Consider the following 22540-nt stretch of genomic DNA (forward strand, 5'->3'; position numbering starts at 1 on the left):
TGTTATCATCGTGAGCAGCTGTAGCTTTGTGCCTACATCGACAACGTGAATTCAAGGGGATTAAAGGAGCGATGAGCCTTGCGAAAAAAGGAGCGCTCTTGCTCCTCATTCCAGTCATCATCCAATTTTTCCTTCTAGTCGGGCTAATTTTGCTCGACCTGGAAACTGAATATTATCCATTACGAGCTAGTCAAGACACAGAACTCACTGATGAATGGACAAAATACGTCCTGGACGAATTCGCGGTAATACAGAGTGTAAAACGCTCGATAGCGCACGCAAAACAACTGGAACCTGCTTGCGAACAACATCTCCAGGATCTCAAACACGACACTGAACATTCCGCCAAGTCCTATCAAGAGTTCGACGAACGCCGCCGTAAACTGGTTATCTTCGATACCGAACCGCAAGCTTCCAAAGACTTGCGCGCACAAACGTCGAAGATGCTCGAGATGTGCACAATCAATGCCGAACAGCTAGTTAATGCCGCTAAGCAAGCCAGTCTCAGCAACAATCGAGTGCAGTCATATCGACAAATAACGCAATTCTTGCCGCGCCCATTGCAAGAGCTGACGCACCTGACAGCATTCGACAGTAAAAGTGCATCCGCACCTGAAAAGCAAGCAGAGATGCGCAACTCCTATCGACTGCTGCTGCTCACGTGCTCGATTATCAATCTTGCAGTCGTACTCGCGATCGGCGTCTTTTTTATAGCTGACATTTTCAAACGACTGAACACTATCTTGACGAACGTCGAGCGAATTCAGAGCGACCAGATCTTAGAGGCTCGGGTTCCTGGCAAAGACGAGATTGCAAAACTGGACGAAAGTTTCCACGAATTATCGCGAATCATGAATCAAACCATTTATCCGTACAAGACGATGTTGGAAAACGCACAGGACCTGATTTGCTCCATCGACAGAAATGGGCGGCTCCTCGACGTCAGCAGAGCGTCTGTATCGTTACTCGGCTACGCCCCGGAAGAGCTAAAGGGGACATGGATAAACGACATAATCGAACCATCAAACCAGAAGCTATTTACAGAGAAATTGGTAGACGTCGCCAACGGGAACTCTGAATCCCCCTTCGAAATCCGCATGATTGGTCAGGACAATTCGCTAGTGGATGTTCTCTGGTCCTTAACCTGGTCAGCTCAAGATAGAACCATATTCGGTGTCGGTCACGACATCACCGAGATGAAATCTGCGGAACGTTTTCAGCAAGACGTAATTCAGATGGTCAGTCATGATCTAAAAAGTCCTTTGACGGCCATATCGAATTTTCACGAGCTCTTGGAATCAGGAATGTATGGGCAGCTCGAAGACAAATACCTGGAACAAGTCGGCGTCGCCAAACGAAGCGCAGATAGAATGCTGATCTTGGTAAATGATCTGTTAGCAGTCGAGCGCATGCGCTCAGGCTCAATGCAACTTGAGCGCGATGAAGTAAGCCTGTCCAGTATTTTCGAACAAGCAATAGAATCGGTGATCGGATTAGCCAACGAACACGGCATACACTTCAACGTGGTACCGACCGCGGTAACTGCCTTTATCGACGAGAGAAGAATGATTCAAGTCTTGATTAACCTGCTTTCAAACGCCATCAAATTTGCGCCCGAGAATAGCGAAGTTACGCTCGCGGCACGGCAGCTGAAAGATTTCGTCGAAGTCAGTGTGACCGATCAGGGGCGCGGCATTCCCCAGCATCTGCTCGGCTCAATTTTCGATCGATTCAGCCAGGTGCAAGCTTCCGATGCAACAAAAAAAGGCGGTTCCGGTCTTGGTCTGGCTATTTGCAAGGCGCTCGTCGAGCAGCATGGCGGCTCGATTAGTGTAATAAGTGAATCGGGGAAAGGATGCACATTCTCCTTTCGCATTCCAAAGCAACAACAACAACAACAACAACAATCGTTCTAAGGAAAAGTCAAAGTTAAATGGCTTCGCTTCACAAAACACGATCAAGTCTAGCGCAGAGAGGAATGCTGCTCTTCATTGCATCGGTACTGATACAGCTCTTTCTGATTGCAACTTTTTTCTTCCAAACGGCAAATAATAAAGATGCAGTATCGTCCGGAGAGCTCCGAGACCTTAGCGTTGATATGCGCAGCATGGTGCAAAGCGAGATTGCCACCATTCTCGCAGTGGACCTCTCACTCAGCGGCAATCAGTCATCCTCACGCATACAAGCCAATCTCGAGCGGTCACGATTCTGGAGCAACCGACTTAGCAAACACTATTCTTCATCAAAAAACCAGCTCCTGATCGACGACATCGACAAGAAGACTGCAGATCTAGTGGCGACCTGCTACGAAACACTTGCCATACCCTGGAGTCAAACAGACGAGAAGGCGAACGCAGGAAATCGACAACTGTCGGAGAAACTGAGGTCAAAACTCGAGAATACAGAAGTTGAGTTAGAAAAATTGCTGTTCGACCTGGTCGCACTAGAACGCCCCCAACCTCCATCGGACAATAAAAACTCAGACCATCATTTCTGGATCGTTGCCGCAATTGCCGGCAGCTTACTCAACATTACCTTGCTGATCACGATGTCAATTTTCCTGAGCAAATCAATAACCAGGCGCGTAGCCAATCTGAACGATAAATGCCTGGCATTCATGCAAAGCCGACGAAGCACCACCTGGAGTGTTACAAAACTGCCCGTGAAAGACGAAATTGGAAAATTGGAACAGACCGTGGAAGACATGTTTCATGCCATCACCGAAACAATCCGAAAGCAACAGGCGCTGTTCGAAAATGTCCACGACGTATTGTGCTCAATTGATGATAAGAACTTCTGTTTCACAGTGGTTAATCAATCAGCAGCAAACATTTTTGGATTTACAACTAAGCAGCTAATTCAGTCTCCCGTGGCGACACTTTTTTCAGATCCGGAGAAAAAAGCCATAGGCAATTTTAAAAACATTGTCAAACAACGTGCGCAGCCACCACTGCACATGGCAATAGTGAATGGTGCTCCGTTTGAAACAGAAATAAGAAAAGGTGACGGCACGAATGCGTTCACACTGTGGTCTGTAAAATACGTGCCAGCCGAAAGCAGCTTACTCTGTGTCGTACATGACATAACCGAGAGAAAGGCTGCAGAGAATTTACGAAAGGAAGTTGTACAGATGGTCAATCACGACTTGCGCAGTCCTCTCGCGGCCATACATATCATCTACACTCTCCTGCAAGACTATGGAAACCTCAATGAATTGGGAATGAAAAACCTGCTTATGGCTATTGCAAATACAGACCGCATGCGCAGGTTAATCAACGACTTATTAGACATCGGCAAACTGGATGCAGGTATGTTGCAGCTCGAATTAGCCGACACTTCTTTGAAGCGCGTCATCGAACAATCGCTCCAAAGCGTGCAAACGTTAGCACGAGTAAAAGACATTGCTCTCGTAGATAAATGCGCATCAGAATTTACACTTTATGCAGATGCACATCGCCTGGAACAAATACTCATCAATTTACTTTCAAACGCCATAAAATTCTCGCCCAAAGGTCAATCCATTGAAGTGTCGGCAACTGAAACAAATGGAACTATTGAGGTCAGCGTGCGAGATTTCGGACGAGGCGTTCCGGCGCACATGACCAGGACCATTTTCGATCGTTTCAGTCAAGTCTATGCCTCGGATGCATCACAAAAAGGTGGATCCGGTCTCGGTTTGGCGATATGCAAAGCACTGGTTCAATTGCACAAAGGAGAGATTGGAGTAGACAGCACTGAAGGCATCGGTAGCAGATTCTACTTTCGAATACCCCTGATGCCGGCTGACCGCACTCGCCGGTGAAAAGCAGACAGGATTTACGCATCTCACCGACCACAAAAATGATTTCGCTATACACTATATAAACAACCATCCAGGAAAAACTTACAAAAGAGATCACCTTCAGAATGCAGATAATCAGCAAAATTCAAACACTCGTGAGCTTGATCACTCTGTGCAGCATGTACAACGCTGCTGCCTTTGCTCAAGGTTCGGCAAGTGAACCCGGGGGATCAGGTTCGGTTCAAGGCTCGGCCCCGGACTCGGCAAATCAACCCGGAGTGTCGGGATCGTCCCCAGGGTCTGAAGGTATGCCGGATACTGACGCCATTTACCAGGCCGCCGTCGCCAAAAGTGCAAAGAAGGGAAAAACCAGCACCGGCTATATCAATAGTTTGATTGGTCTGGGCATGCATTACAACCGGGCCAACCGCTTTTCCGATGCCGCAAGAGTCTTGAGGCAAGCGCTTCAAATTATTGACGCAGGAGCCATGAAACCGGCACCAAATTCAGTGCGCAAACCTGAAAAGGTAATTGAAACTCACGAGTCGAACGGCACGGTAAGCGCGACTGTCGAACGGACGCCTTATCCTTATGAAGAGACGATGCAAGAGCTTTTGCCCCAATTGGCTTCAGCTGAATTGTCATCAAATCAACTCGACTTTGCTGAACAACATCTGAACCGATTGATAAAAATCAAAGGACCAAATGGAGTTGCAGACAAAGTCACTCTCATGTCGGCATACTCAACTTATGCGGAACTGATGCGACGCAAACACAGACCCAAAGATGCTGCAATGTATCAACGCAAAGCAGACGAAATCAATGCGTCTTTCAAACCACTTTAGTTGCTCAGGATCCTTCTATCGGCAACCAGACTTCGTTGCGACGAAGAAACGGCAGAGTCCACGGTGGATTGTAAAACGCGCGAACTGCTTTTCCCTGCGCCGTCAGATTCTTTTCTTTCAAATAGTCACGAAGTTTCTCTTCGTGATGAGAAATATTGTCTTCCCCAGCGAAACCAGAAAATGTGATCACAGCGTAACGCACTGGAGGCAACGTGATGAACTTTATGCTTTTATCAATCGGTGCAGGTAAAGTATCCAGCGTGAACTTAGACGGCATGTAGAAACGCATCGTCATCTTTCCTTCTGCGCTTGTCTCAGTTACGGGAACGGTCATGGCGATCTTTTCAGATGATGTGGTCTCCGTCACGGGCACAGTCATCGCAATTTTGTCTCGCGACACATTCTTGCCGAATATGTATCCTGCCAGAATCCTGAAAGCCTGATTGGCCGCCTTGTCCTTCGTTCCTTCAACAGTCACCTCAGCAGCAATGACCGACGGATATTGTCGAATTTCGATATTCTCCGACTTTTGTACTACTTCGTATTTGGGCTCTTCATATTTAGCCAAGGCTTCACGTCCGACTGTCAATCCCAGGGCACCTGCTCCCAACGCAATCAATATCAACAAATTTCTGGTGCGCATTAGAACTCCTTCGGCGCATCGGCTGGCAGCGCATTCGTCTTCGGGAAATTAACGCACCACGAAAACGGTAACGCTATTACTACATTATCAAAAACCATTTTATATGAATACCAGCGAAAACGTGAACAACGCGTGAACGCGCTTAAAATCTGCGTTTCAGAGGAAATGATTAAACTTCAAAATCAGAATTGCTTCGTTCACATCCAGTTCACTCTCAGATTGATATCGTCTCACTGGTCACAAGATGCCATGTCAACTTTGGAAAGAATCGCGAAAGTGTTTATGGAGAATCAATATGAATATCGTCGAAACCGCTGTAAAAAATGGAAACTTCAAGACCCTGGTTGCCGCTGTAACTGCTGCTGAGCTGGTCGATACGCTCTCAGGCGAAGGACCCTTCACTGTGTTTGCACCTTCAGATGAAGCCTTCGCGAAACTGCCGGAGGGAACTGTCGAGTCCCTGCTCAAAGACAAAGAAAAATTGTCTGCCATTCTCACCTATCACGTTGTCGCTGGTAAACATCTTGCAGCTGAAGTGAGCAAGAAAGGTTCAATAAAAACGGTTCAAGGCCAAGATCTGACAATCAAAAATGGTGATGGAGTTACCGTCGATAATGCAAAAGTCGTTTCGGCAGACATTGTCACCGATAATGGTGTCATACATGTGATTGACAGTGTAGTCCTTCCCAAGTAAACCAACAGCAGGCGAAGCCAAGAAGAGCTCCATCAGGGGCTCTTCTTGCCGTTTATAGAGTTGTGTGTCGCGCATAGCACCCAACTGAAAGCTACTTAACTCCACACGGATTTCACGCCCGGCTTTTAGAGTGAAAGTAGTCAAAGTTTGACGAGCCGTTTTCTCGTCAAAACAAAATTAAAACCAATCTGCAATTATTCAACCTAGGAGGAAACAATGCAAAAGATTGAGTTGGCAGCCGCACTGGTAGCCGTTCTGGGCATATCTTCGAACAGCGCAGTATTCGCGACGGGTACTGGTGACATGACAGTATCCGAGCAACAGGTTCAGATTGCACATGCAGGTGCGGAAAGCGCTTGCAAAGGCAAAGATGCCGCATGCAAGGGAAAAGACGCTTCATGCAAAGGCAAAGACGCTTCGTGCAAAGGCAAAGACGCTTCGTGCAAAGGCAAAGACAGTAATGTAAATGTATCTAAAGTCGGCGGTGCTGAGATGTACTCGAACAAAGATATCATCGACAATGCCGTCAATTCGCCAATTCACAAGACTCTGGTGACTGCAGTCAAAGCAGCAGATCTGGTCACAACGCTGAAGGGTCCCGGACCGTTCACACTTTTTGCTCCGACAGATGAAGCTTTCAAGGCGCTTCCAGCCGGAACCGTCGAAGGATTGCTAAAACCTGAAAGCAAGGCAACTCTTGTCGGCATACTTACGTACCATGTAGTGCCCGGTTCTGTTTCTGCTACTGAATTGATCAAACTGATAAAGGACGGAAATGGCACTGCGACAGTCAAGACCGTACAAGGCGAATCATTGAAAGCAAGCCTGAAAGGCAAGAAAGTTCAAATAACTGACAGCAAAGGCAATGTTGCAACTGTGACCCAGGCAGACGTAAAACAATCAAACGGCGTAATCCACGTCATTGATAAAGTGCTGATGCCATAAAAGCGCTCATGCATTGCATACGATTTGGTTGAGATAAGTTCGGGGGAGCCCTCAAGGGTCCTCCGAATGTATCTAGAATCCTTTAGAAAAACGCCAAATTTGGCGTAGTTTCGCTGCAAACATGCGAAACTACATGCTCGCGGCGCACAAATCAGTCTCACGGCTGCCTCTTGCGTCAGATACTGTCTATCAGAAGGAAATTATTGTCGTGCTCAAAGCTGGAATTGTTGGACTTCCAAACGTTGGTAAATCAACTCTGTTTAATGCCCTGACCGGCACCTATCAAGCTGAGAGTGCGAACTATCCATTCTGCACGATTGACCCTAACGTCGGCATCGTGAAAGTCGCCGATGCGCGCCTCGAGCAGCTCGCGACGATGGTCAAGCCGCAGCAAATCATTCCCGCGGCTTTCGAATTTGTTGACATCGCTGGACTTGTCAGAGGCGCCAGCAAAGGCGAGGGGCTTGGCAACCAATTCCTTGCACACATCAGAGAAGTGGACGCAATCGTTCACGTGGTTCGATGTTTCGAAGACGAAAATGTGGTGCACGTCGACGGTGCCGTTGATCCAATTCGCGATGTGGAGACGATTCACATCGAGTTAGCCATGGCAGACTCGGCGTCGATTGAGAAACGATTGGAACGCCTGGCCAAGCAGAAAAAACATGGCGATAAGCGTTCGGCACTCGAACATGATTTGCTCAGCAAGCTGCTTCCGTCCATCCAAAACGTAGAACCACCGCCAATCGATCAACTGACAGCTGAAGAGAAAGAAATATTGCCACAGATGCAATTATTGTCTACAAAACCGTTGATTTACGTCGCTAACGTTGCAGAATCCGATCTCGCAAATAGTGACGGCAATAAATACGTCGCAAAGTTGAAGGAGCACGCTGCCTCGGAAAATAGAAAAGTGGCAGTCATTTCGGCATCTATTGAAGCCGAACTTGCAACGCTCAGCCCTGAAGACCGAAAAGACTATCTAGATAGCCTCGGCGTCGGCGATTCTGGCGTCAATGCCTTGATCAAACTGGCATTCGACCAGTTGGGATTGAAAACATATTTCACCGCAGGCGAGAAGGAACTGCGTGCCTGGCCGTTCGAAGCCGGCATGACCGCACCACAATGCGCAGGCATTATCCACACTGATTTCGAACGCGGTTTCATTCGCGCCGAAGTGATTGGGTATGACGACTATGTCACAGCCGGTTCTGAAAAGGTAGCGAAAGAAAAGGGCACTATGAGGCTTGAAGGCAAAGAGTATTCAATGAACGATGGTGACATTGTGCATTTCCGGTTCAACGTTTGATAAAGTTGCAGACCCAACACGGCAGCACCGCATATAGTGCGCGGTTTGACTCACTCACATTGAATCCACTCACATTGAATACACTCATATCAACGCCAGGAATCTTGACTCCATATTGACTCCAGACACATTGACTCCACTCATATCGACTCCAGACATGTTGATTCCCTACTGACTCCAGACATGTTGATTCCCTACTGACTCCAGGCATTTTGACTCCATATTGACGCCACGCATATTGACTCCGTACCACCGTGATGAGGCTATACATGACAAGCACCGGGCAGACAAATACGATGGAAGATACCGCCAACATACTGACTGAACGGCATGGCAGAGTGGAGCTGATTACGCTCAACCGGGCTAAGTCGCGCAACAGCCTTTCTGAAAGTATGATCGATCACTTGTCTACAGAACTGGAACGCATAGCACAAACAAAAACCTTACGCGCTGTGGTTTTAGCATCGACAGGAACGGTCTTTTCAGCCGGGCATGATCTGAAGGAATTGGAGTCGCATAGACAAGATTCAGATGGCGGTCGCGAGTTCTATGCACGAATTTTCGCAAAATGCGGCGCTTTGATGCAGTCCATCAAGAATCTACCTCAGCCTGTGATTGCTTGCGTTCAGGGCGTGGCGACCGCGGCGGGGTGCCAGCTTGTCGCTACATGCGATCTAGCCGTAGCCGCGAGCACGAGCAGATTTGCTACGCCGGGAGTAGACATTGGACTGTTCTGCTCCACTCCGATGGTGGCACTGAGCCGTAATCTAACGCCCAAACACGCAATGGAACTGCTGTTGACCGGAGAATTGATATCCGCGGAGCATGCGTTTCGCATCGGGCTGGTAAATAAAGTGGTGGAGGCGGGCAAAGAACTCGAAACCAGCCTGGCGCTGGCTGAGAAAATTGCTCAGAAGTCGGGACGAGCCCTCCGAACCGGCAAGAAGGCTTTCTACGAACAGGCTCTTATGCCTCTCGACGAAGCATATGATTTCGCAGGCAAAATAATGGTCGAAAACCTGCTGGATTTGGACGCGAAAGAAGGAATTTGTGCTTTTCTGGAAAAACGGCAGCCAAACTGGCAAAATGATTAGGCAAAGGGGCCCGAACATATCCTTTCGTGACGTGCCAGTCGCGCCCCATGTCAAGCACAACTAGTCAAGATTAACGAGATCCATCAGGTGCCACTGCTCAATCACTCAAAGCGCGAAATCAACTGCAAGGTTGTCTATTACGGACCCGGTCTGTCCGGCAAGACGTCTAATTTACTGTGGATTCACAGTCAGATTGCGCCGGACAAGCGCAGCGAGATGGTCAGCATGGCGACACAGACTGACAGAACGCTGTTCTTCGACATGCTTCCGCTTGACCTGGGCGATGTAAATGGCTGGAAGTTGAGATTGTCGCTATACACAGTGCCTGGTCAAGTTGAATACAACGCGAGCCGCAAGCTTATTTTGAATGGCGCAGACGCAATCGTCTTCGTAGCCGATTCGGGAATTGAACGCGGCCCCGACAACATCGAATCCCTGAGGAATATGGAGAGCAATTTATCCTCGTTAAATCTGACGCTTGAAGACATTCCATTAATCTTGCAATTCAACAAGCGAGATCTTGCACATACGTTGTCGCTTGAACAATTGGAACGTGATTTGAACGAGCGCCAGGTTCCAACGTTCGAGTCAGTTGCTAACCAGGGCGTCGGAGTGTTTCAGACGCTGCGTGAGGCATCCAAACTTGTTCTGGCTAACATATCCAAGTTGGTTCCCTGAGGGCTGCCATTTCACTGACTCAGGACCGCTTCTTGGCGAAACCCGCAGTCAGTTGTCTTGAAATAATCAAGCGCTGAATCTGACTCGTGCCCTCGTAGATTTGGAAAATCTTGGCGTCGCGCATCAGCTTTTCGACTGGATACTCTCGTGAATATCCATATCCTCCAAAAACTTGCACCGCATCGACTGCTGTTTGCATTGCAGTATCAGCGGCAAAAGCTTTAGCGATTGCCGCCTCACGAGTGTTGCGCTTTCCAGCATCAATCAGCCAGGCGGCTTTCCACGCAAGCAACCGCGCCGCTTCCACATTTTTATCCATATCAGCGAGCATAAATCCGATTGCTTGATAGTTGGCAATTTGCTGGCCGAAGGCTTCGCGCTCGCACGCATAGGCAACTGCGTATTGCATAGCTGAGCGTGCTAAACCAACAGCGGCAGCCGCCACCAACGGGCGAGTATGATCGAACGCAGCCATCGAGATCTTGAATCCATCGCCCTCATTGCCGAGCCGATTTTTAGCACTTACTTTTACGTCAGTAAAAGTCACCGCTCTGGTGTCACTGGCGCGCTGCCCCATGTTGTTTTCTTTCTTGCCGACGACGATACCATCGCTATCTCGTCTTACGATAAATGCACTCATGCCTTTACTACCCTGGGTTGGGTCGGTAGCAGCCAGGACATAGTACCAATCTGCGACACCGGCGTTGGTAATCCACATCTTCTGACCGTTTAGCACATAGTCGTCTCCGACTTTCTTTGCCGTTGTTTTTATTCCTGCCACATCAGAGCCAGCTTGAGGCTCAGTCACGCAATAAGCTGCGAACTTAAATTCGTCAGCCATCGGCGCAAGAAATTCTTTCTTCTGCGCCTCATTACCTGCCACTATAAGTGGTGCCTCAGCGAGATTGTTTGCTTCCATGGCAGTACCTATGCCGGTGCATGCGGCACCAATTTCTTCCGCAATCAAACAACCTTCAAGCACGCCCAAACCTGCACCACCAAATTCAGCCGGTATGTGCGTGTTCATCAACCCCGATTGCCACGCCTTTTCACATATCGCCCGGGGAAATTCTCCGGTTTCGTCATGATGAGCACTCTTAGGTACGATCTCTTTCTCGGCAAACTCCTTTGCCAGGCGTCTGATCTGTTCTTGTTCGTCGGAAAGATTGAAATCCATGGGAAACTCCTGAGCGCTCACGAGTAATGCAGAATTTTCACGGTACCGTGTTGCATCTGATGAAGTATCGTACTTGCGAATGATGCGTCGCTGTATTGTGGAAAAAGTGCCGAAAATCTGCTTGAAACGCTAATCATTTAGGATGAGGGAGCGCCTGATTAAAATTGATATATTTGCGCTGGAGATCCACTATTTGGCGACATCTATGCAATATCAAACACCAGAATCACATACCGCGAATGCAACTCCAAATGGAGATGGAACTCCAAATGAAACTGCAAACACAAACGCGAATACAAGCCCTGGCTTAAATCTACTAGCTCCATGTCCAATAACCCAGGTGCTGGAGATTATTGCGGCAAAATGGACAGTTGAAATTTTGAGGGAAGTTGCAGTAACTCCGACGCGCACACGCAAGTTTTTGCGTGTCATCCCGGGGTTGAGCATGAAAAGCTTGCAAGTACGGCTCAAAGAGCTTGAAAAATACGGACTGATCGAGCGGAAGGAATACGATGTTTTACCTCGGCACGTGGATCATCTGATTACAGAGCGCGGCGAGAAGGTCCTAGACATCTATATGCAGATCAAGTCACTGGCAGATGAGATGTTTCACGTCAATTGCATCTGCCCTATGGATCGCACAAGAACAACGAACGGTTGCAACAGCGACACGAACGGTTGCAACAGCGACACGAACGGTTGTACCAGCGACACGAACGGTTGTACCAGCGACACAAACGGTTGTACCAGCGACACAAACGGTTGTACCAGCGACACAAACGCTTGCACCAGCGACACAAACGCTTGCACCAGCGACACAAACGGCACCCCTGAAAGCACAACCGAATCACACGGATGCAGCGCAAACACCTGCCCGCATCGTCCGCAAGGACGAGATTAACTGAGCTAAAATTCTCTTCAAACAGCGTGCGGAACTTTTTCGCGTTCGAAGAGGAAATTTAGAACGTCTTGCACAGTATATGAATCTCTGCTTTCGCCAACTATCTTGGCGATCTCACCAAGATAGTCACCGGCTGTCACGAGCGGTGGTTCAACGTATCCGTCGTGCTGAACCTGAGGAAGGCCAACCGTCGACATGAGCGCATTACACAAGCACTTCTTGCCACAAGTATCTTCAACAGCTCCACCTTTCCGCACATAGGTACCGACAGGCTCACCCGAACACCTGAACGCGACCGAGCCGTCCTCTTTCTTATAGGCTTCTCGCAAGTAGCCCAGATCGCAAACCCGCTCTCTGCTCAAATAGATTTGCTCGTCCGAAAAAGATGACTCCACAGGCACGACCTTGAACGGATAACGTGACGCCGAAGCCAACGGATCTGTAAACACGCTTGGATCGCCTTCCTTAACCAGTTTAATCACCGTCTTTTTGATTTCGGCTGTAATACCCGACTCGTCGCAAAACGCAAATAAACTACCTACTTGCACGCCCTGGGCTCCCGCATCAAGCGCTTTTTGAAGCCCCTCACTTGTGCCATATCCGCCTGCAAGCCAGAATGGCAATCCTAACTTTCGAAAGCTCTCAGGATCTATTTCGTCTTTTGGACCGTAAATCGGCTCGCCCTTTTCGTCCAGTTTGATACCACCACGCGGTGGTGCGTTATGCCCTCCGGCGCAATGATGTTCGACGACGAAGCCATCCACCTTACCGCTCGACTTTTTCGACAAAGACTGCGCCAATACTGACGAAGAGACGATTGCCAAAAACTTAGGTCGCTTCAAACTCGCCTGTTCGATGGGGAAATGAGCAGGATCAAACTCAAGAACATAGCTTTCATCCGTGCTGGATCCTTGCACATCGATCTTCAAACTCACCGGTTTCTTTTCACTCAAGCAATCAAGAATGCCCGGAATTGCTTTGGGAATGCCTGCTCCCATCAAAACATAATCAACACCCGCCAGCATTGCACCAAACAATGACGGCAGAGTGGGAAGCTCAATCTTGGTTAGATAGTTGATTCCCACAACACCACCATGTCCTTCCTTAGCCAGAAAAACTTCTACAAAATTGGCGAGTATCGTCAGCTCGACAAGACTCCTCGATGACTTCATGGAGTGCATCGGAACCGGCTTATAAGAAGCACTTTTTTCCTTGCCGCCTTCGATAAAATAATCTCTTAGCACACGCTCTGATATGTCATTTATCGGAAAAGCAGATATTGCTCTCCGCATTGATCCATCAGGGTCGCCGTCTTGCAACCGCCTTGCCAGCACGGTATCCAGCATTGTCCCTGAGACAACACCGAGTTGCCCACTTTTAGAAACCGCTCGCGCCAGCCTGTAGTTTGATACAGCGACACCCATTCCGCCTTGAATAAGTGTGGGATAAGTAATCATTCAGCCCCCTTGAATCTGCTCTCCTCTTAAAAGAGGTTGGGATGCTTCTATCCCACTCGTTTTCAACGATTGCCCGAAATGCTAACAAATGAGAGATGCTCGCACCATGGTTACAAATAAGTATCCACCTGCACGATTACCCTCTTAGCAAACACTCGCGAGGCTTGACGCTTTGTATCGAAGAAGTTAACAGCACCGCAGCCCAAAAGTCTGATGTTGACTGGATCCGCGCGGGGTAGTTACCTGAAAGAATCCACACGCGGAATGATTTTTCTTTTCTTTATGCCGCGAGAAACTTATCGCTTAATCAAGCGATACATTTACTTTCGTAATCAGGAGTCGATCATGTTGAACAAGAAAATGCCGGTTGCTGAGCCCTACAAAATCAAGATGGTTGAGCCCTTGATGATGAGTACAAGGGAGTATCGCTCACAAGCCATTAAGAATGCGCACTACAATACATTTCTTCTGCAATCTCGCGATGTATACATCGATCTTCTCACTGACAGCGGCACCGCTGCGATGAGCGAATATCAATGGGCTGGAATGATGCTCGGCGACGAAGCATATGCTGGATCAAAGAACTTCTATGTACTCGAATCAGCAGTGCAAAAATATTATGGATATGAATTTGTATTGCCCACTCACCAGGGTCGTGGTGCCGAGCACATCATTTCAAAACTTCTGATCAAACCAGGAGATTACGTTCCTGGCAACATGTACTTTACGACAACGCGCGCACACCAGGAACTGGCTGGTGGCACTTTCGTAGACGTCATCATTGATGAAGCCCATGATCCAAAATCAGTGCATCCGTTCAAAGGAAACGTCGATCTGGACAAACTGAAAAACTTAGTCAGCCTCGTTGGACGCGAACGCATCCCTTATCTGAATTTTCAAGCCTGTGTCAACATGGCAGGAGGGCAGCCATTCTCGCTGGCAAATTTCAAGATCGTATCTGAATATTGTCACTCACAGGGAATAAAAGTTGTCCTCGATGCAACGAGATGTTTGGAAAACGCCTGGTTTATCAAAAAGAAGGAACCGGGTTACAGCGATAAATCAATTGCCCAAATCCTGATGGAAATTTGCAGTCTGACCGACGCCTGCACAATGTCAGGCAAAAAGGATTTGCTCGTAAACATAGGCGGGTTCCTGGGGCTGCGTGACGCAAAGCTGTATGAAAAGGCATCTGAGCTTGGAACACTGTTCGAGGGTCTGCATACCTATGGTGGCATGGCAGGACGCGACATGGAAGCCATGGCGCGTGGTATTGAAGAAGCTGTAAAAGAAGACCACCTCGACCAGCGCATCGGACAAGTTCATTACCTGGGTGAAAAAATTCAGGAATATGGTGTGCCGATTGTTCTTCCCATAGGTGGACACGCTGTCTACATAGATGCTGCGGCAATGCTTCCGCACTTGAGCCAAGATCAATTCCCTGCGCAGAGCCTCGCAGCAGCACTATATTTGGAGACTGGCGTGCGCGCAATGGAAAGAGGGGTTGTGTCAGCCGGCCGTGACAAAGTCTCGGGACAGCACAATTATCCGAAATTAGAACTTGTGCGATTGACTGTACCCAGACGCGTCTATACCAACTCACACATGGACGTAGTGGCATATGGCGTCGGCTTATGTCAGGAACAGTGCAACCAAATCAAAGGATTGGAAATGACCTACGAACCGGAGAATATGAGGTTCTTCCAGGCGCGCTTCGCATTACCGTCAAGCGCACAAAAAACGACAGCACCATTAACGGTGACGGGTGCGACGAATGGTGCGACAAGCGCAGCGGCAAATGCAGCGGCAAGCGCAGCGACGACTGTAGCGACAAATCCTGCGACCAGTGCGATGACTGCTTCCCGTCCTTAACAGATAGAGCAACTCTCGGTTAGCCGCGGAACGGAACTATGTTTCGTTCCGCCCTTACTCCGTGCTGCCTCATCTAAAAATCTACCCCTTACAACTCGAATGTAATTAATTCCATGCCTAGAGACTCCCATGGAACGACTTGTCAACAGCATCTCTTTAATTACATCGGAGTAAGAGGGCGGATCTATAATATCCGCTGAACGATAGTACTGGGAATGCTTTCGGGCAAAAACTCACTTACTCCCTAATTTTTCACAAGCTCGCGTCTATCTGACATGCAAGAACTACACGAAAACGAGCAGTATTTTTTCACGGATCAAACGCTCAAGCAATTTTCTTCATTGCTAGCGACGTTTGAAAATCCATGCATCCTTTGCGCTCCAACTCTGGCGCAGACTCTTCAATCGCATCAAGAAACCATTGGACAGAAAAGGAAAATTTCCGCGCTGGATATCGACACCCGATTTGAAAAATTGCTGCCTGGATTCCGATTTTGGAACATCTACAAACCAACGAATATTGAAGAAAAGTACGACGTCATCTTTTGCGATCCGCCTTTTTTCAACTGTTCTTTATCCCAGCTTTTCAGTGCTATCCGCTTGCTATCGCATTTCGATTATTCGCAACCAATCATGATCTGCTATCTCAAGCGCAGAGAACAAGCTCTTTTAGGAACGTTCGCAAAATTTTCTATCAAGCCAACCGGCATCTTCGCTTCGTACAATACCGTACAGCACTGCGAAAAGAATGAAATACAGCTTTACTCAAATATCGACTTCTAGCAAACTTCCTTCAGAATTTATGCTCAAGGATTTAGAGTCAAGGATTTAGGGTCCGAGATGAATGTCACTTCGACTCTTTAAGAGACAGCGTGATCATCGAGCGGTAGTCTCGCGAATTGCTCGGTGTGATTCGCACCGAAAATGTCTTCGGACCTTTCGCCGCCGCCACCAAATTCGATTCAGACGCATTGCGAATATCCCAACCATATTTCTTTAAGGCATCTTTATACCAGTCGACAACTTGCGATTCCGGCTCCATGACACCATATGTGATGCCGACACGCTCGCCTGTTTTGTCGTTGGGATATCTGAAACCACTCAAAAAAATCTTCTTACCGGAGTACGGTGGAACAGAGGGCAAATCAATGTCTTGAGTGAGACGATCAGCCTTGAATTCACTGTCAGCTGCAGGAGGACGATCTCGATGCGGATACTTGGGTAATCTACTTAGGGCTGGGCTCTGCTGCTGAGCGCAACCCGGAGTTACTGTTAGTGGAATTAGTACCACCAACAGTGCCACTGCAATTCGTGCCATCGTTAGCAGCAACAACATCGAACTCGGCAGACGATTCTTACAATCGCTCTTCTTTCTCAGCATGGTGCGTGCCACGGTTTTCCTTCATCAGTTGCACAATTCATGAATCGCAGCACTCCCTGCAGGCAGTTAAATCCAGACGATCTGGTCCAGATCTCTTTGTCCTGGACGGTTGATGCGCCGGGAGCATCCCAGGGACTGGGGAAGCCTTGCTCATTGAACAAGTTGACGAAGACTCTATTTGGATCGCGCAGTCCAGTATCCGCAACCGTTGTTGTGCCGTCGGGCAGAACTTTTGATGGCTTAATCCACGATGGCAGGCTAGCACTGTCGGTGAACTGAAGGGCGCCTTTGCTATCCATCCAGACGTACCGAACGGATCCCATCGGAAGGGGGTTTGCCATGAGTGCATCAATATCCGCCTGGGTTGACTGCGGACGAATTTGCCTGACTTTGGTGACGAACTGATTGTAGATCGCACCACCGGCGTTTGAAGTCGGAGCATATTGACGAAAAGCTTTCATTAGATCGCCCAGCGTCGCTGGCTTTCCGAATTGAATTGGATCAGCGGCAGTTATTCCGTCTAACGGGTAGACTTTCAGCCCGGTGCATTTGTTGACACCGGTCACGACAGCTGGTCCTCCAGATGGTCGCGGGTTTATGACCTGCGCTTTCTCTTTCTCGATCGTCATAAGCCCCAGTAGCTTACTGCCGCTACCACTGTCGGGCAGGCTCGATCCGTAAACAGATGCCATCGACGACAAATTATTCATACAGGTGCTGTTGGCACTGGGTCCCGGAGCCGAGTTGAAGTTATCGCAAGCAGCAGCCGTTTCCGTTGCACTGATTCCATCAGCGTATGTTTGTTTTGGAGATGGACCGTCGAGCGCATCCGCCAGATTTGAAGGCACTGGAGTGTCAGGCAGACCTTGCGCCTGCTGCTGTTGTTTCCACTTCTGAATGGCGGTAATAGCCCCCAAACTCGAAGCGATGGCGCCGTTCTGAGTAACGAACACTTGCTGGTTCATCAGTACGTCTGAGAAGATATCTCGTCCTGAACCTGCGTAAGCGTTGTCTTCCAGTCCAACCGCATCGCCGTCAGTGGTGACTGTGCCCTCGGTCTTGCCGGTCGGCGTGGAGCCATTTCCATTCGCAATAACGAGATAACCGCACGGAATCGAAGCCGTATACTCACCCTGATCATTGATAGATGAAGTTTGAGCGCAGGCTACTGATTGCGCCGTAGCCCCCGACTTTGCTTCAAGCGTATTGCCACCAGTCTTGAAGGCATTGGGCGGAACGCGGCTGCCTACACCACTCGGCAGAGGCGAAGTTGCCTGATTCAGAAAATCACTATAAGACACAAGGTGAGGTTTCTCTCCAGGTCTCAATGCAACACCCATTAACTGAAGATTAGCGCCATCGGTGATCGATGGAATTCCTAACAGCGAATAGCCCTTTAAATATGTCTTGGAGTTCTTCTTAACGGTGGCATTTCCCAGAAATCCCGGCGCGAGGCCTAACGAAAATTCCAGAGGAATAGATGCCGATGCGACCTGCAAATTGGTTGCAGTCTCTCGAGTCATATAAGCAACGTTCTTCTCTGCCGCAGCGGCATCCACAGAACGTCCTGAATTAAGCATTCGCATACTCTGCATGCCAGCCAACTTAGTGAAACTCTGATCCATTGCCGAATCGACCATGAGCTTCTTGGACAGCAAAGTGCCGATTCCATCGTCTGGGTTTGTCAGAACGTTCAGAAGGCTTTTCGCATTGGCTATGCCGTCAGGCGAAGGCTTACCAGGTAAGTTGTCTGACGCCGCATTCATCGCCACCAGCATCGCCTGCCCAACCAACCGGTTGTAGACGATCAGGCTTACCTCGCCGGTCGTCGGGTCGCGCAACTCACTGAAATTCTGTCGAGCAATGTCCAGTGCTTGGCCGGACAGGTCATACGGTCCGGATGCCCCGAAAAGATTAACTGTTGGCGTTCTCAGGCTTTGCTTCGCAACGTTCAGCACGCCGGAGTCGACGGCATTCTGCAGTTCGCGCTGACCGCCGAGGATTTTAATCAGGAAGAAAATTCCCAGACCTAGAACTACCAGAACTATCGTAACCACCGCCACCAAACCCAAGGTGGCTCCGCGCCTGCGCTTCTTCGGATGCATTAGAAATCCTCGCGAATAGACTCGATAAAGAAGAATGCCGGGATTCCGCTGCACATGGTTTTAACTGCGACCGAATCAAATCTACGTTAAACGACTTGACTGATGAGCCAAAAACATTATACCAAGCTAATAATTCTTTAAATGTCCCCCATTAGGGTGTTGTCGCAGACCGAATCACAACCTGGGAGGGCTTCAGGCGTGTCGTCGCAATGAACAAGTGGCTACAGCAGGGAGGACAAACGGCTACAAAGCGAATCGACTATCTAGCAACAGTTGTATCTATCTAGCAACAGTTGTATCTAGCAACAGTTTTAATAGCAGTAGTACTGATTGCCACCATTTTGCATAGCAAGATCGGCTCCGACATCTGCTTCAGCAAGCAGAGTCTCGATGTCCGTAACTTGATCTGATGACACGGCTATGCCGATGCTGACCGACAGCGGAATATCGTGCCATTCATGTTTCACTTTTGTTGCGGAACATGCCGCGCGCAATGTTTCCGCTAGTTCCTGTGACGAATCAACAGTGATTTCCGGACATAGAATAAAAAATCGTTCCTCGGCGAATCGTCCTACCAAATCCACAGGGCGAACCGAATTTATAAGACTGAGCGACACCGCTTGAAGGACCCTATCCTTCTCCTTCTGACCCCAGGTTGATGGAACGGCTTGTAGTATGTCGATGGCGACCACAAAAACGGCGGCTTGACGCTGAAAGTACTGTGAACGAATCAGCTCCTGCTGAATCCTGCTCACCATATATTTGAAGCTATAGGTCTGAGTCTGAGCATCGAAGACGCCTGTCGAATCCAATGAATCTGAACTCTGAACGGATGAATGACCGGAATTACCTGACTCAGGAGCCGGTATCGTCGGAGATGTCGTGTTCGTGTTCGGTGTTGCCGGCATTACCGGTGTCGCCTGCGTTGCGGGACGTGTTGGGTTCGTCGCCGTTATTGGAATCGGTATTGGTGCCAGGGATGCGTGCGTTCGTGTCGACGGTTCCGGTTGGTGGAATGCCGGGCCTTGCTCGTAGCTTCGGGACGGCGAAGGAAACGGTGCTTGCGCCGCATACGGTTCTTGCGGCTCTTGATACGTTGCTAGCGGCGGTTGGTGCGGTTGCGAAGCTGGATATGGTGCCTGCGCAGGTTGATACGGTGCCTGCGCTGATTGATACGGTGCTTGCGCTGGTTGATACGGTGCCTGCGCTGGTTGATACGGTGTTTGCGCTGGTTGGTGCGGTGCCTGCGCTGGTTGATACGGTGCTTGCGCTGGTTGGTGCGGTGCTTGCGCTGGTTGGTGCGGTGCCTGCCCTGGTTGATACGGTGTTTGCGCTGGTTGGTGCGATGCCTGCGCTGGTTGATACGGTGCTTGCGCCTGATATGGAGCTTGCGCCGGTTGGTTCGTCACCGGTGCTGGTTTATAAGGTCCCTGAGCAGCGGTGTACTCAGGCGCCAACTCATACGGTGAAGAAACAGGCTGCGCAGGAAGATTGAAGTGGGACCTATTGGCGTTGTTAGGGATGATCGGAAAAGATTGAGAAGATGATGTGGATGGTTTCTTGCTCGGCTCATCCAGAGTGCGCGCAGTGAAAACGCCAGAATTCCATTCTCGAACTTGACCACCAGCGGCAGGCAAGCCAGTCTGCGTTGATCTGACACGATCTAGTTTTCTACTGAACGCGCCGTCTGCCTTTTTAAATCCGTCAGCCCATGGCTTTTCTTCCGCCAACTGAGACTCCAAATGCGTCAATAAGTCGCGTCGACTATATATTATGCCCGGACATTAAAAATATAAATCGGCGCTGTTTCATTTGTCTTTCTTTCGACCGCAGCGCAATTGGCTGCCTGTAGTACTTATAACGCATAAAATCCAGATTGGCGCATAGGTTATCCAACTCTGGGTTCAGCTAATTTTCTTCTTGTCAGTCTTGCCGGCGAGCGTTTTCGGCAAGCTCTTATGCGAGTCTAAAAACTCCCACCTCATAGGGCGCTGGTAGCGCGACAAGTGTTGTCTGCAAAACTCCTTAAAACGGCGCTCCAAAACACGCTGCGTCTCAAGCCTTTCCATCGAATTCGTCGAATTCAGCTTTTCACCAATCTTATCGTCGACAAGAACGACGGAGGCTTTGACCAGTTGTCCCAGCCGTCTATTGTGAACCGCAGTCACCGCCACATCTTTAACTTCGGGATTATTTCGGAGAGCTTCCTCCACCACGCCAACTCTAACAACAACGCCGCCCACAATTACAACGTCATTTTTACGCCCAACGACGAACAAATGTCCGTCCTCAAACCGTCCAATATCACCGGTGTAATAGAACCCATTGCGCAAAACCTTGCGGCTCTCCTCCTCGTTATCAAGGTAGCCATCCATCAACATCGAGCCGGCGATTCGCACCTCGCCAAGCTTACCTTCCGGCAGCACCTCGTCCTGTTCGTTGACGATGTCGATCTTGATGGCACCAACTGGAGTTCCCACGGACAGCGGTGGACCATTATCCCGATTGAATGCCACAAGTTTGCATTCAGTAGAACCATAGCCGTTGTTCAACCTTTTACCAAAAGTCTCTTCGAACTTATCCGCCAATGATACCGTGAGCGGTGCACCGCCACAAAGTAACAATCTGGCATTTTCCAACTTAATGAATCCATGCGGCGCGGAAAGCAAGGCACCGTAGTACTGAGGCAGAGCAGCAATCCACTCGGGCTTGTGACGATGAACAGCTTTGACAAATCCAACAGGTTCGAGTTCAGTCAGAACGGTCTTAGCGCCAAGCACCTGTGCAATCAAAAAAACTGTCAGTCCGAAAACATGACTGATCGGAAGCGGCGTCAGAGCGGTAATTTCCCCTTGCTCGTGCGCAGCTTCAGCAAGATCAATTATGTTGTCGATCAGCGAACGGAGAGTATGCACAGAGGTTTTGGGAGCCCCCGTAGTTCCTGAAGTAAGAATCGTGAATGCAGGTCTGTCAATATCAATAGAACTGAAATCCAATCGCGAATCAAAAGCCTTATCCTTCCGGTCAATCAGTACAGACACATCCACTACTTGAATCCCGGCGTCGGCAAAGAGCTTAGTTTCGAATGAATAATCCGTGTAGAGTTTTTTAGATGTGAGCAACACACTTGCATTCAACTTTTTTGCTATTGCCAGCACATCCGCGCGGTCGGCTCGATAGTCAACTAGAACTGCCATGGCATTCATCGACCAGCACGCCAAAATCGTTGAAGTATACTCAGGACTGTTCTCACTGTAGAACAGGACTTTATCGCCCGCACGCACGCCTCGTGCCGTCAATTCTTCGACACCGTGCAAGACAAGATTCTCGATATGCGCGTGCGTTACAGCCCGCTCAGTTTCGCCAGCCGTGACAACAACAATGGCTTTGTCCTGGCGAGGTTCCGGTAAATGGTTAGCGGGCGAAAACAACCTCCGAATAACTTCTGCATGCGAGAGTCTGCCATCCGACTCCGCCAAAAAACTGGAGAAATCTTGGCTCTGTGAAGGGATCGTATCCGGGTTTGATTGCGCTAATGGCTCAGTCATCATAAAGCTCGCTGGTTTTAAAAGTCGTACCCTGTTCATGCACCGTACAGCTGAGGTGGACGGGTCTCGCGCTCCGTTAGTTCCAAAACATGAGTATCCACATACTGCCTT

General features: G+C 49.1%; 19 protein-coding genes. 12 read left to right on the top strand and 7 right to left on the bottom strand.

The window, feature by feature from the left end; genetic code table 11:
- The first annotated feature begins 71 nt into the window (after positions 1-71).
- The 3 genes from EKK48_27020 to EKK48_27030 all read left to right on the top strand — a co-directional run bounded on the left by EKK48_27020 (position 72) and on the right by EKK48_27030 (position 4626).
- On the top strand, positions 72-1916 hold the full coding sequence (locus tag EKK48_27020; GenBank protein ID RTL36012.1) for a PAS domain S-box protein: 1845 nt from the start codon (positions 72-74) through the stop codon (positions 1914-1916).
- 17 nt (positions 1917-1933) lie between these two features.
- Positions 1934-3802 carry a PAS domain S-box protein gene (locus EKK48_27025; protein ID RTL36013.1) on the top strand — a complete coding sequence of 623 codons (1869 nt, stop codon included), beginning with the start codon at positions 1934-1936 and terminating at the stop codon, positions 3800-3802.
- A gap of 104 nt (positions 3803-3906) precedes the next feature.
- Entirely contained in the window at positions 3907-4626 is a 720-nt protein-coding gene (locus EKK48_27030) for a tetratricopeptide repeat protein (GenBank protein ID RTL36014.1), read from the top strand.
- A gap of 4 nt (positions 4627-4630) precedes the next feature.
- On the opposite strand, the gene EKK48_27035 is transcribed toward EKK48_27030, so the two are convergent.
- Positions 4631-5269, bottom strand: coding sequence for a heme-binding protein (locus EKK48_27035; GenBank protein RTL36015.1), 639 nt, complete (start codon positions 5267-5269; stop codon positions 4631-4633).
- Positions 5270-5513: 244 nt separating this feature from the next.
- Between EKK48_27035 and EKK48_27040 the strand changes: the two genes are divergently transcribed.
- The 5 genes from EKK48_27040 (at position 5514) to EKK48_27060 (ending at position 9989) form a co-directional block, all read left to right on the top strand.
- Positions 5514-5963 (top strand): fasciclin domain-containing protein, encoded by a 450-nt coding sequence (locus EKK48_27040; GenBank protein RTL36016.1) that lies wholly within the window; start codon positions 5514-5516, stop codon positions 5961-5963.
- Positions 5964-6455: 492 nt separating this feature from the next.
- On the top strand, positions 6456-6908 hold the full coding sequence (locus tag EKK48_27045; protein ID RTL36173.1) for a fasciclin domain-containing protein: 453 nt from the start codon (positions 6456-6458) through the stop codon (positions 6906-6908).
- A 133-nt stretch (positions 6909-7041) separates the two neighbouring features.
- Complete coding sequence (gene ychF, locus EKK48_27050) at positions 7042-8217, top strand: redox-regulated ATPase YchF (protein ID RTL36174.1); 1176 nt, start codon at positions 7042-7044, stop codon at positions 8215-8217.
- Positions 8218-8486: 269 nt separating this feature from the next.
- Entirely contained in the window at positions 8487-9311 is an 825-nt protein-coding gene (locus EKK48_27055; protein ID RTL36017.1) for an enoyl-CoA hydratase, read from the top strand.
- A gap of 87 nt (positions 9312-9398) precedes the next feature.
- A complete protein-coding gene (locus EKK48_27060) occupies positions 9399-9989 on the top strand; it encodes a gliding-motility protein MglA (protein ID RTL36018.1) in 591 nt (196 codons plus the stop codon).
- A 19-nt stretch (positions 9990-10008) separates the two neighbouring features.
- Here EKK48_27060 and EKK48_27065 read toward each other — a convergent pair whose 3' ends face one another.
- Positions 10009-11166: an acyl-CoA dehydrogenase gene (locus EKK48_27065; protein ID RTL36019.1), complete on the bottom strand. Its 1158-nt coding sequence runs from the start codon at positions 11164-11166 to the stop codon at positions 10009-10011.
- A gap of 142 nt (positions 11167-11308) precedes the next feature.
- Here EKK48_27065 and EKK48_27070 point away from each other — a divergent pair, with 142 nt between their 5' ends.
- Positions 11309-12067 (top strand): transcriptional regulator, encoded by a 759-nt coding sequence (locus EKK48_27070; protein ID RTL36020.1) that lies wholly within the window; start codon positions 11309-11311, stop codon positions 12065-12067.
- A 17-nt stretch (positions 12068-12084) separates the two neighbouring features.
- On the opposite strand, the gene EKK48_27075 is transcribed toward EKK48_27070, so the two are convergent.
- Positions 12085-13524 (bottom strand): nitronate monooxygenase, encoded by a 1440-nt coding sequence (locus EKK48_27075; GenBank protein RTL36021.1) that lies wholly within the window; start codon positions 13522-13524, stop codon positions 12085-12087.
- Positions 13525-13884: 360 nt separating this feature from the next.
- On the opposite strand from EKK48_27075, the gene EKK48_27080 reads away from it, so the two are divergent.
- Together EKK48_27080 and EKK48_27085 are read left to right on the top strand one after the other, a co-directional pair.
- On the top strand, positions 13885-15396 hold the full coding sequence (locus EKK48_27080; GenBank protein RTL36175.1) for a tyrosine phenol-lyase: 1512 nt from the start codon (positions 13885-13887) through the stop codon (positions 15394-15396).
- A gap of 275 nt (positions 15397-15671) precedes the next feature.
- A complete protein-coding gene (locus tag EKK48_27085) occupies positions 15672-16178 on the top strand; it encodes a hypothetical protein (GenBank protein ID RTL36022.1) in 507 nt (168 codons plus the stop codon).
- A gap of 64 nt (positions 16179-16242) precedes the next feature.
- Here the strand turns inward: EKK48_27085 and EKK48_27090 are convergent, their stop codons facing one another.
- The 3 genes from EKK48_27090 to EKK48_27100 all read right to left on the bottom strand — a co-directional run bounded on the left by EKK48_27090 (position 16243) and on the right by EKK48_27100 (position 19789).
- Positions 16243-16788, bottom strand: a complete 546-nt coding sequence (locus EKK48_27090; protein ID RTL36023.1) for a hypothetical protein — start codon at positions 16786-16788, stop codon at positions 16243-16245.
- Complete coding sequence (locus EKK48_27095; protein RTL36024.1) at positions 16770-18881, bottom strand: hypothetical protein; 2112 nt, start codon at positions 18879-18881, stop codon at positions 16770-16772. Before EKK48_27095 ends, EKK48_27090 begins: the two co-directional genes overlap by 19 nt.
- Positions 18882-19192: 311 nt before the next feature.
- A complete protein-coding gene (locus tag EKK48_27100) occupies positions 19193-19789 on the bottom strand; it encodes a GGDEF domain-containing protein (GenBank protein ID RTL36025.1) in 597 nt (198 codons plus the stop codon).
- A gap of 83 nt (positions 19790-19872) precedes the next feature.
- Between EKK48_27100 and EKK48_27105 the strand changes: the two genes are divergently transcribed.
- A complete protein-coding gene (locus tag EKK48_27105) occupies positions 19873-20376 on the top strand; it encodes a hypothetical protein (GenBank protein ID RTL36026.1) in 504 nt (167 codons plus the stop codon).
- Between the two features lie 409 nt (positions 20377-20785).
- Here the strand turns inward: EKK48_27105 and EKK48_27110 are convergent, their stop codons facing one another.
- Positions 20786-22468: a long-chain fatty acid--CoA ligase gene (locus EKK48_27110; protein ID RTL36027.1), complete on the bottom strand. Its 1683-nt coding sequence runs from the start codon at positions 22466-22468 to the stop codon at positions 20786-20788.
- Positions 22469-22540: the final 72 nt, after the last annotated feature.

The sequence above is a fragment of the Candidatus Melainabacteria bacterium genome (assembly GCA_003963305.1).
Lineage (GTDB): Bacteria > Cyanobacteriota > Vampirovibrionia > Obscuribacterales > Obscuribacteraceae > PALSA-1081.

Coding starts and splice junctions, on each gene's coding strand:
- EKK48_27040 (RTL36016.1), top strand. CDS start 5,514: ATGCCATGTCAACTTTGGAAAGAATCGCGAAAGTGTTTATGGAGAATC.
- EKK48_27095 (RTL36024.1), bottom strand. CDS start 18,881: ATGCATCCGAAGAAGCGCAGGCGCGGAGCCACCTTGGGTTTGGTGGCG.
- EKK48_27045 (RTL36173.1), top strand. CDS start 6,456: ATGTACTCGAACAAAGATATCATCGACAATGCCGTCAATTCGCCAATT.
- EKK48_27080 (RTL36175.1), top strand. CDS start 13,885: ATGCCGGTTGCTGAGCCCTACAAAATCAAGATGGTTGAGCCCTTGATG.
- EKK48_27110 (RTL36027.1), bottom strand. CDS start 22,468: ATGAACAGGGTACGACTTTTAAAACCAGCGAGCTTTATGATGACTGAG.
- EKK48_27035 (RTL36015.1), bottom strand. CDS start 5,269: ATGCGCACCAGAAATTTGTTGATATTGATTGCGTTGGGAGCAGGTGCC.
- EKK48_27025 (RTL36013.1), top strand. CDS start 1,934: ATGGCTTCGCTTCACAAAACACGATCAAGTCTAGCGCAGAGAGGAATG.
- EKK48_27070 (RTL36020.1), top strand. CDS start 11,309: ATGAGGGAGCGCCTGATTAAAATTGATATATTTGCGCTGGAGATCCAC.
- EKK48_27055 (RTL36017.1), top strand. CDS start 8,487: ATGACAAGCACCGGGCAGACAAATACGATGGAAGATACCGCCAACATA.
- EKK48_27085 (RTL36022.1), top strand. CDS start 15,672: ATGCAAGAACTACACGAAAACGAGCAGTATTTTTTCACGGATCAAACG.
- EKK48_27065 (RTL36019.1), bottom strand. CDS start 11,166: ATGGATTTCAATCTTTCCGACGAACAAGAACAGATCAGACGCCTGGCA.
- EKK48_27020 (RTL36012.1), top strand. CDS start 72: ATGAGCCTTGCGAAAAAAGGAGCGCTCTTGCTCCTCATTCCAGTCATC.
- EKK48_27100 (RTL36025.1), bottom strand. CDS start 19,789: ATGCCGGCAACACCGAACACGAACACGACATCTCCGACGATACCGGCT.
- EKK48_27075 (RTL36021.1), bottom strand. CDS start 13,524: ATGATTACTTATCCCACACTTATTCAAGGCGGAATGGGTGTCGCTGTA.
- ychF (RTL36174.1), top strand. CDS start 7,042: ATGCTCGCGGCGCACAAATCAGTCTCACGGCTGCCTCTTGCGTCAGAT.
- EKK48_27030 (RTL36014.1), top strand. CDS start 3,907: ATGCAGATAATCAGCAAAATTCAAACACTCGTGAGCTTGATCACTCTG.